Genomic DNA, 8,624 nt, shown 5'->3' on the forward strand with positions numbered 1-8,624 from the left:
CGGGAAGTTCCGACGAAGGAGGAAATCACCCGTCGAACTTAGCTTTCAGGAAGATGAAGATTGAAGATAAAAATCAGCCTTGAATTTTCTGTTTACTCTTTGTTTCAAGACGGCAGCGTAAAATCCGCCTTATAAGGCAGTATAAGTCGGAACAAAGAATAAAAGCCTCCTCTCTTGTAATTAAGACGAAAATGAACAACTACAATAACCTCTACTCCATCACACGACCGAAAGAAATCCTTTCGCCAATCGTGTTGAGCATACCCCACAGTGGCACAGAACTACCGGAAGAACTGCTACAGGAATTCATAACGGAGATGCTACCGGCCGACGACACCGACTGGTTTGTGGACGACATCTACGCTTTTGGAAAAGAATTGGGCATGCTGACCATTAAAGCCAATTACAGCCGACTGCTGATTGACTTAAACCGGAATCCGGATGGCATACCTCTCTACAACGACGGCCGGGTGATTACCTCTGTTTGTCCGGCTACCGATTTTAACGGAAACCCAATATACAACGACGGGCGCAAAAGCGTTTCCAAAGAAGAAATTGCCGGAAGAAAAGAAAAATACTTCAGCCCTTATTACACAGCAGTACAATCGTTATTAGATGAGGCATACCAGAAGTTTGGCGTTGCCTTGCTGTGGGACTGCCATTCCATTCGCCGCTACGTTCCTGGCATTCGGGTTGAAAAATTTCCCGACATGATCCTGGGAACAGCCGACGGCACCACCGTCCCTCCCCAACAGGAACAATTAGTTAGCCGAAAACTGGCATCAGGCAACTACCAATTGGGGTTAAATACACCATTCAAAGGCGGAAACATCACCCGTAACTTTGGCAAACCTGAACAGCGGCAATATGCGATTCAGCTGGAAATGTCAAAAGATATTTACATGGACGACTCCGAAACGAAATACCATTCAACCCGAGCTTCAAAATTGCAACAGTTGCTTCAGGAAACGCTGCAAGAACTCAGCAAAACTCTTCTCGTCTAATTTCTAAAGTCTAACATCTATCGTCTAACAACAATATGAAACTCTTTCAATTTACAGCACTCTTCACCGAAGATGGCTGGATAAGTCCGGCTTACGTCGGTGTCAATTCAACCGGACAAATCACTTACATCCATGAGACTAAACCAAGCGAACCATTTGCCGACTTTGAAAGGATTGACGGCTATGTGCTGCCTGGTTTTCAGAATGCACATTCACATGCATTCCAATACGGGATGGCAGGAATGGCTGAAACGCACCAAACCGGAACCGATGACGATTTCTGGAGTTGGCGAGAAGCGATGTATCGATGCGCCTTATCATTCACTCCGGATGATCTGAAGAAAGTAGCGTTGAATTTATACCGGCGGATGCTCAAAAACGGCTACACACAGGTCGCCGAATTTCATTACCTGCATCACGACCAGTACGGCAAACCGTACACCAACCTGGCCGAAATGGGAACGGCGCTAATTGAAGCTGCTGCCCAAGCCGGGATTAAAATCACACTCGTACCGGTATTCTACCAAAAAGGGAACTTTGGAACCAATTATTATCCGCAACAGCGCCGGTTCATTTCGCGGACCTATGAAGACTATTTCAAACTTCTGGAGAGTAGCCAAAAAGCTGCAAACTATTACGAAAATGCACAATTGGGTTTTGGCGTGCATTCCATGCGGGCTGTCGATGCCACCGACATTATTGCAACTGCAGCATTAGGCCCACGAAATTTACCCTTTCATATACACGCAGCTGAGCAATTGAAAGAACTGGAAGATTGCAAAAATCAGTTGGGGACAACACCGGTCGACTGGTTATTAAACAAGGTTAATCTGGATGAACGCTTTCATTTGGTTCACTGTACGCACTTGTCGGACGAAGAGCTGGTAGGCCTGGCCAAATCGAAAGCAAATGTGGTACTTTGTCCAGGAACCGAAGGGAACCTGGGTGATGGTATTTTCCGATTGCGTGATTTCCACGCAGCGGGTGGCAACTGGTCAATCGGGACCGACAGCCACATCAGCCTCAACCCGCTCGAAGATTTCCGCTGGATGGACTACGGGCAACGGCTGGTTAGCCACAAGCGTAACACGTTCTCCGATGGCGGAAAAACGCTGTTACACCAAGCCCTGATTAACGGAAGAAAAGCAATGGGAACGGCCAATGAAAAATACTTTAGCCTTGGTGCAGCATTCGATGCCGTTGTTTACCGAGCCGACAACCCTGTGTTGCAACAAGCCGGGCTGAAGCATCTGCTCGCGGCCATCATCTACAACTCCGATTCGTCGGATGTGCGGGGAACAATTGTGGACGGCCAATGGACAGTTGAGCAAGCCGAATATTGCCCGACCTGCAAACACGCTCCGACTAATTATTGAGGACGATAAAAGACAGCAAGGTGGAATTCCCTACAACATTCCGGTTGAGCACATGTGGCAATGGGAACCTAGCTGTTTGAAATTTGGAAGTTATTTTTTTAACAAACTGTTGAATAATAGTGGGCTGACATTTTTGTTTCATTTAAATTTTAAAAACCCAAAAATTACCTCTATGTTAGTTACCAATTTGGTAATTCCCATTATCTTTGTATTACATCAATGGTAAAATGAGAGTAATAGCGAAAAAGATACTTCGTGATTTTTGGGAGAAACATACTGATTCCGAACAACAACTAAAGACTTGGTATAAAGAAGCTTCGAAAGTAAATTGGATTAGTCCAAATGAAATTAAAAAGGACTATGCAAAAGCAAGTATCTTAAAAAATGGACGTGTTGTTTTCAATATCTGCGGTAATAAATACCGTCTGGTTGTAGATATAAATTATGAGAGACAATGGGTATTCATCAGATTTATTGGAACACATAAAGAATATGACAAAATTGATGCAGATAAAATTTAAAGACGATGAATATTAAAGCAATTAAAACGGAAGCCGATTATAATCGAGCAATTAAAAGGCTTGAAGAAATTTTCCACGCACCTGTGGACTCTCCGGAAGGTGATGAAGCTGAAGTCCTTTCAATTCTAATCGAAAAATATGAAGAAGAAAATTATCCTATTGATGCACCTGACCCCATTGAAGCAATTCTATTTAGAATGGAGCAAATGGACTTGACTAAAAAGGATTTAGCTGATATTATCGGATATAAAAGTCGGGTTTCTGAAATCTTAAACAAAAAAAGAAAACTTAACATCAATATGATTCGGAGACTTCATGACAAATTGAAAATCCCTTATGAATCATTAATTACTGATTATTGACGGCCAATGGGTAGTTGAGCAAGCCGAATATTGCCAGACCTGCAAACAAGTTCCGGTTAATTACTGATTTAACAAAGTATAACAGAATGGGAATTCGTCACGAGTTCCCGCTTTATTTTCTGAAAGTCCCTTCCAAGTTTTAAGTTTCAAGTTCCGGGCATAGGGACCCTTGTGGAGGTCTGAGGCTACTGCTTGTTGCTGGTTACTCTTCTCTCAATCGCTAATCGGCAATCGTTAATCCATCCCTCTGCGTCTTCTCTGCGCTTTCCGCGGTTAAACATTGACGCGTTTCCCAACATCGCGGGAACGGGGAGGGGCGGTCTTTCTATTGATGTCGAAGCCCGATGGGCTAGCTCTTCTGCCACTCGTTTCCGAACGAGTGGTTTCCAGGTTGGCGTTTTCAACGCCTTTAGGCATCGTTACAAACGATGAACCACTTACCCCTCGTCTCCGCTATCGCTCAGACTAGGGGTAGAAGGTTGCTGGTTATTGGAACTGAACGCTGGGACCGAATACTTTTTGAGATTTGGAATTTTAAATCTGGAATTTGATTCAACTTGAAGCTCCATCAATCCGTCAACCCTCAAAATTCCAGGGTTCGAGTTGCAAGCTCCATGAATAGCGGTTTCACTAAGCTTTCGCTTCTCACCTTCGACAAAAACAGGCTGGTCTCGCTCCGATCAAACTTCCATCTCCATTCAATTGCCTTCAATTGTTTTCAATTGCCTTCAACTGCTTTCTCTTGTTCTCCTTTACTTTCATCCCTGTTGGTAACATCCCGGAATTATGGATGTTTTTTATGCTCCCTGAAATACAAACAAAAGGAATTCATTGGGCATTCCGTGCATTGGGGATTTGTTGGACGACAGATCTCACGTCCCAAAAATGAAATAGCCATACCCGCTTCGTTCCATCGTTCCTGCGGCAATTCAGCCATGATCTGCTTTTCAATCTTTTCCGGTTTTGGCTTGGCCTCTTCCTCGGCAATGCCCAGTCGTGGAGCAACACGCAAAACATGCAGATCGACAATAATACCTTCTGCAGGATCTCCTGATTCGCGAATGATCACATTCGCCGATTTGCGTCCCAAGCCGGGAAGCTTGATCAGCTCAGCCATTGTCCGGGGAATTTGCTCATCCGAACCAACTTCCTTGGCCATCTTCACCAGCCACTTCGACTTATTTCCAAAGTTTCGAACCTTACCGATGTATTTGTGCAGATCCTCCGGCTCCGCTGTTGCCAATGTCTTCACATCCGGATAGACGGCAAAAAATGGCGGGGCCAACTCGTTGATATGCCGGTCCGAATCCTGCGCCGACAGTACAACCATCACTACTAATTGGTATCTGCTTTTATAAGCCAGTGGATGTTGCCTTTTCCCGTATTGCTCAAATAAAGGCTGCAACTGCTCTGTCCAATTTATTTCCATCGTAATTCTCTTTAAATTCGCGTTTTTGGAATAAAAACAAGATACAGAAAATACCAACATTTAGCGATTGCATAGTTCTGAAAACATTTGTTATTTCGAATCGTTTTAAATAGAAAAAGAAAACATGATCGAAGGAAGAGGCGAATTAACTATTAATCAAACGATAAACGGACGAATTTACAAGTGCTCTGAATGCAACAAAATTCACGTGGATTACAAAAACCTAAACTTTAGTTTCAACAAAAAGGAATACAACAACTTTCAGACGTACATCCAGAACCTCGACGGTAAATATTGGGTCAAAAAAAACGAAGACCACTCAAGCGAACGCAAAATACGCATTCCAATTAATCACCCGAACCTGATCATCGGGTTCAGTTTGGAGGAGCTTTATGAGCTGAAAGAACTGCTGGTTACTCATTTGTTTCCACCTCAGAAATTTCATTTGATAAAGCCTCGAACAGTTGCTCTTCAGATCTCAAAAAATTAAAATATCCCGCTGATTCGGTTCACTACCCGAATCGTGCTCTAACATAGAAACTAAAAATTATGAAATCGATAGACCCATTTAAAGAAGGCCGGTGGAACAAAGCCATTGATGTGCGCGACTTTGTTTCGCAGAACATTTCCACCTACACCGGCGATTACACATTTCTAAGTGGACCAAGCGAAAATACCAAAGCACTTTGGACAATTTGTAAACAGGCACTGAAAGAAGAGCGCGCCAAAAACGGTCTTCGCAATGTGGATACAAAAATTGTTTCCACCATCAAATCGTTCCCGGCAGGATACATCGACAAAGACAAGGAAGTGATCGTTGGTTTACAGACCAACGAGTTGCTGAAACGTGCTATGAAACCTTACGGTGGGTTCAAGGTAGTAAGCCGTGCCTTATCGGAACATGGTTATGCTCCCGATCCCCATGTTGCCGAAACTTTTGAAAAATATGCCAAAACCCACAACGACGGGGTTTTCGATGCCTACACGACAGAAATCCGGACATTTCGCTCTTTGGGTTTCCTGACCGGCCTGCCCGACAACTATGCCCGCGGCCGAATCATTGGGGACTACCGCCGCTTGGCATTGTATGGCATCAACCGACTGATTGAAGGCAAAAAAGAAGATCTCGAAAATATTACCGGCCCTATGACCGATGCAACCATTCGTTTGCGCGAAGAAGTGGCCGAGCAAATCAAAGCCCTCTACGACATGATTGAGATGGGCAAAGCCTATGATCTCGACCTGAGTCGCCCTGCTGAAAACGGACGTGAAGCGGTACAATGGACCTACATGGGATACCTGGCTGCTGTAAAAGAGCAGGATGGTGCAGCGATGTCACTGGGAAGCGTATCTTCTTTCCTGGATATTTACATTGAACGCGACTTGCAAGCCGGAGTTATTACCGAGGATGAAGCGCAGGAATACATCGACCAGTTTGTGATGAAACTCCGCATGGTTCGTCACCTGCGGATGGAAGCTTATGAGCAGATCTTTGCGGGCGACCCGACCTGGGTTACCGAATCCATCGGCGGTATGCTGATTGACGGACGTAGCAAAGTGACCAAAACGGCTTTCCGTTTCCTAAACACCTTGTACAACCTGGGACCATCACCCGAGCCAAACATCACAATCCTGTGGTCGCAACAATTGCCGCTGCACTTTAAAGAGTTCTGTGCGAAGGTTTCTATTGATACCTCGTCTATTCAATATGAAAATGACGACCTAATGCGTACAACCAGCTGTTCCGACGACTATGGGATCGCCTGCTGTGTGTCGTTTCAGGAACTGGGGAAACACATCCAGTTCTTCGGGGCCCGTACCAACCTGGCCAAAACCTTGTTGCTCGCCCTCAACAAGGGACGATGCGAAAATACGGGGACACAAGTCGTAAACGGCATCCCCGCAATTCAAAATGAATACCTGGACTACGACGAAGTAATTGCAAACTTCAAAATTGCCATGAAAGAAGTCGCACGCGTGTATAACGAATCGATGAACATCATTCACTACATGCACGACAAATATTATTACGAAAAAGGGCAAATGGCGCTGATCGACACCAACCCGCGCATCAACCTGGCGTACGGTATTGCCGGCTTGTCGATTGTAGCCGACTCCCTTTCGGCCATCAAGCATGCCAAGGTGAAGCCTGTTCGTAACGAGGATGGATTGACCATTGACTTCCAAATTGAAGGCGATTTCCCGAAATACGGAAACGATGACGACCGCGTAGATCACATTGCCCGCGATGTAGTAGCCCATTTCAGTAATGAGCTGAAGAAATTGCCGGTTTATAAGAATGCCAATCCAACCATGTCGGTACTGACCATCACTTCAAACGTGGTGTACGGTAAAAAGACCGGTGCAACACCCGATGGTCGTGGCAAAGGCATTCCATTTGCACCGGGAGCAAACCCCATGCACGGACGCGACACCCATGGTGCGATCGCTTCGCTGAATTCGGTGGCCAAAATCGACTACAAAGATTCGCAGGACGGTATCTCAAACACCTTCTCAATTGTGCCAAAATCACTGGGCCGTAACGAAGAGGAACGTGTTGCCAACCTGGTTGCGACCTTGGACGGCTATTTCGGAAAAAACGCTCAGCATCTGAACGTAAACGTGCTCGACCGAGCCTTGCTGGAAGATGCGATGGCCCACCCGGAAGAATATCCGCAGCTGACCATCCGCGTGTCCGGTTATGCGGTGAACTTCGTTCGCCTGTCGCGCGAACAACAGATGGAAGTGCTTACCCGCTCTTTCCACGAAACCATGTAATTTCAACAAAAACAAATAAATCACCCGTACCTGATTTTCCGGGTACGGGAATTTTACGCTAAACACCGAGCCCATCTCCATGACTGAAGCCACGCCAAAGTTGAAAGTTCACTCCATTGAATCATTCGGAACGCACGACGGACCGGGAATTCGGCTGGTTGTGTTTTTACAGGGCTGTAATTTGAAGTGCCTTTACTGCCAAAATGCCGACACCATCAAGCATGAAGGAGGCCAGCTGATCGACCTGGATGAAATAGTCCGGCGGGCCGTCAACATGAAAACCTACTTTGGAAAAAAAGGAGGCGTCACCATTTCAGGGGGAGAACCGCTGCTGCAAAGCAAAACCCTTATTCCGCTATTTCAAAAGCTAAAAGCTGAAGGCATTCACACCAACATCGACACCAATGCAACGGTATCGAATGTCCATGCCACGGAGTTGATCAGTGAACTGTCCGACCTGGTTATGTTCGACATTAAACACACCACCGAAGCCGGCTTTGAAAGCCTGACAGGGCGGAATGGCCTTCAAACAGCCATCGGCCTGATTACCTTGCGCGAAAAAAGCCAAAAGCCTTACTGGTTGCGTTATGTGCTCATTCCGGGCTACACCAATAAACCGGAATATTTGCAGTGGCTGATCTCCCAATTTTCAGGGATGAAGTATTTGGAACGGGTTGAAATACTCCCCTACCATAAACTAGGCCAGTACAAATGGGAAGCATTGGGAGAAAAGTACCAGCTGGAAGATGTGCGGGAAAATACACCTGAGGAAATTGAACAGGCCCGGTTGATGCTCGAAGGGCATTTTAAGGAAGTCATCAGCAAATAACAATGCGAAAAGCATGATTGTATAATTTTAAGAAAAATGACCATTGACTATTTGCTATTTATTGTAAATCTAATTTCTAAACATATGAGCCTGAATACACCACCACGCATTCTCGAAATTGCCGGCGAAACGGCCATTGCAAAAAACAATTATTCGGTCAAAAAGATATTGGTATTGAGTTTTATGGCCGGTGCATATATCGCATTTGGCGGCTTGCTGGCCATTATCGTTGGAGGTGGTATTCCAGGATTGGCAGCAAGTAATCCGGGCTTGGCAAAATTCATCTTCGGGGCAGCCTTTCCCGTAGGCCTCATGATGGTGGTAA

10 protein-coding genes are annotated in these 8,624 nt (G+C 45.4%); 8 read left to right on the plus strand and 2 right to left on the minus strand.

Annotated elements, in window-relative coordinates:
• Positions 1 to 191: 191 nt before the first annotated feature.
• From AC37HE_RS16725 to AC37HE_RS16740, 4 genes are all read left to right on the plus strand, one after another.
• Positions 192 to 1,004, plus strand: a complete 813-nt coding sequence (locus tag AC37HE_RS16725) for an N-formylglutamate amidohydrolase (RefSeq protein ID WP_500784229.1) — start codon at positions 192 to 194, stop codon at positions 1,002 to 1,004.
• Positions 1,005 to 1,039: 35 nt separating this feature from the next.
• Positions 1,040 to 2,380 carry a formimidoylglutamate deiminase gene (gene hutF, locus AC37HE_RS16730; protein WP_500784231.1) on the plus strand — a complete coding sequence of 447 codons (1,341 nt, stop codon included), beginning with the start codon at positions 1,040 to 1,042 and terminating at the stop codon, positions 2,378 to 2,380.
• Between the two features lie 227 nt (positions 2,381 to 2,607).
• On the plus strand, positions 2,608 to 2,901 hold the full coding sequence (locus AC37HE_RS16735) for a type II toxin-antitoxin system HigB family toxin (RefSeq protein ID WP_500784233.1): 294 nt from the start codon (positions 2,608 to 2,610) through the stop codon (positions 2,899 to 2,901).
• A gap of 5 nt (positions 2,902 to 2,906) precedes the next feature.
• Positions 2,907 to 3,263 (plus strand): helix-turn-helix domain-containing protein, encoded by a 357-nt coding sequence (locus AC37HE_RS16740; protein WP_500784236.1) that lies wholly within the window; start codon positions 2,907 to 2,909, stop codon positions 3,261 to 3,263.
• 273 nt (positions 3,264 to 3,536) lie between these two features.
• Here AC37HE_RS16740 and AC37HE_RS16745 read toward each other — a convergent pair whose 3' ends face one another.
• Positions 3,537 to 3,680 carry a hypothetical protein gene (locus tag AC37HE_RS16745; RefSeq protein WP_500784238.1) on the minus strand — a complete coding sequence of 48 codons (144 nt, stop codon included), beginning with the start codon at positions 3,678 to 3,680 and terminating at the stop codon, positions 3,537 to 3,539.
• A 367-nt stretch (positions 3,681 to 4,047) separates the two neighbouring features.
• Positions 4,048 to 4,692 (minus strand): endonuclease III domain-containing protein, encoded by a 645-nt coding sequence (locus tag AC37HE_RS16750; protein ID WP_500784240.1) that lies wholly within the window; start codon positions 4,690 to 4,692, stop codon positions 4,048 to 4,050.
• Positions 4,693 to 4,816: 124 nt separating this feature from the next.
• On the opposite strand from AC37HE_RS16750, the gene AC37HE_RS16755 reads away from it, so the two are divergent.
• The 4 genes from AC37HE_RS16755 to AC37HE_RS16770 all read left to right on the plus strand — a co-directional run.
• Complete coding sequence (locus AC37HE_RS16755) at positions 4,817 to 5,182, plus strand: DUF6686 family protein (protein WP_500784242.1); 366 nt, start codon at positions 4,817 to 4,819, stop codon at positions 5,180 to 5,182.
• A gap of 59 nt (positions 5,183 to 5,241) precedes the next feature.
• Positions 5,242 to 7,470, plus strand: a complete 2,229-nt coding sequence (pflB, locus tag AC37HE_RS16760) for a formate C-acetyltransferase (RefSeq protein WP_500784244.1) — start codon at positions 5,242 to 5,244, stop codon at positions 7,468 to 7,470.
• Between the two features lie 79 nt (positions 7,471 to 7,549).
• A complete protein-coding gene (gene pflA / locus AC37HE_RS16765; protein ID WP_500784246.1) occupies positions 7,550 to 8,299 on the plus strand; it encodes a pyruvate formate-lyase-activating protein in 750 nt (249 codons plus the stop codon).
• A gap of 84 nt (positions 8,300 to 8,383) precedes the next feature.
• The coding region (locus AC37HE_RS16770; RefSeq protein ID WP_500784248.1) for a formate/nitrite transporter family protein at positions 8,384 to 8,624 on the plus strand (241 nt) is incomplete at its 3' end.

The sequence above is a fragment of the Mangrovibacterium sp. genome, from assembly GCF_059905295.1.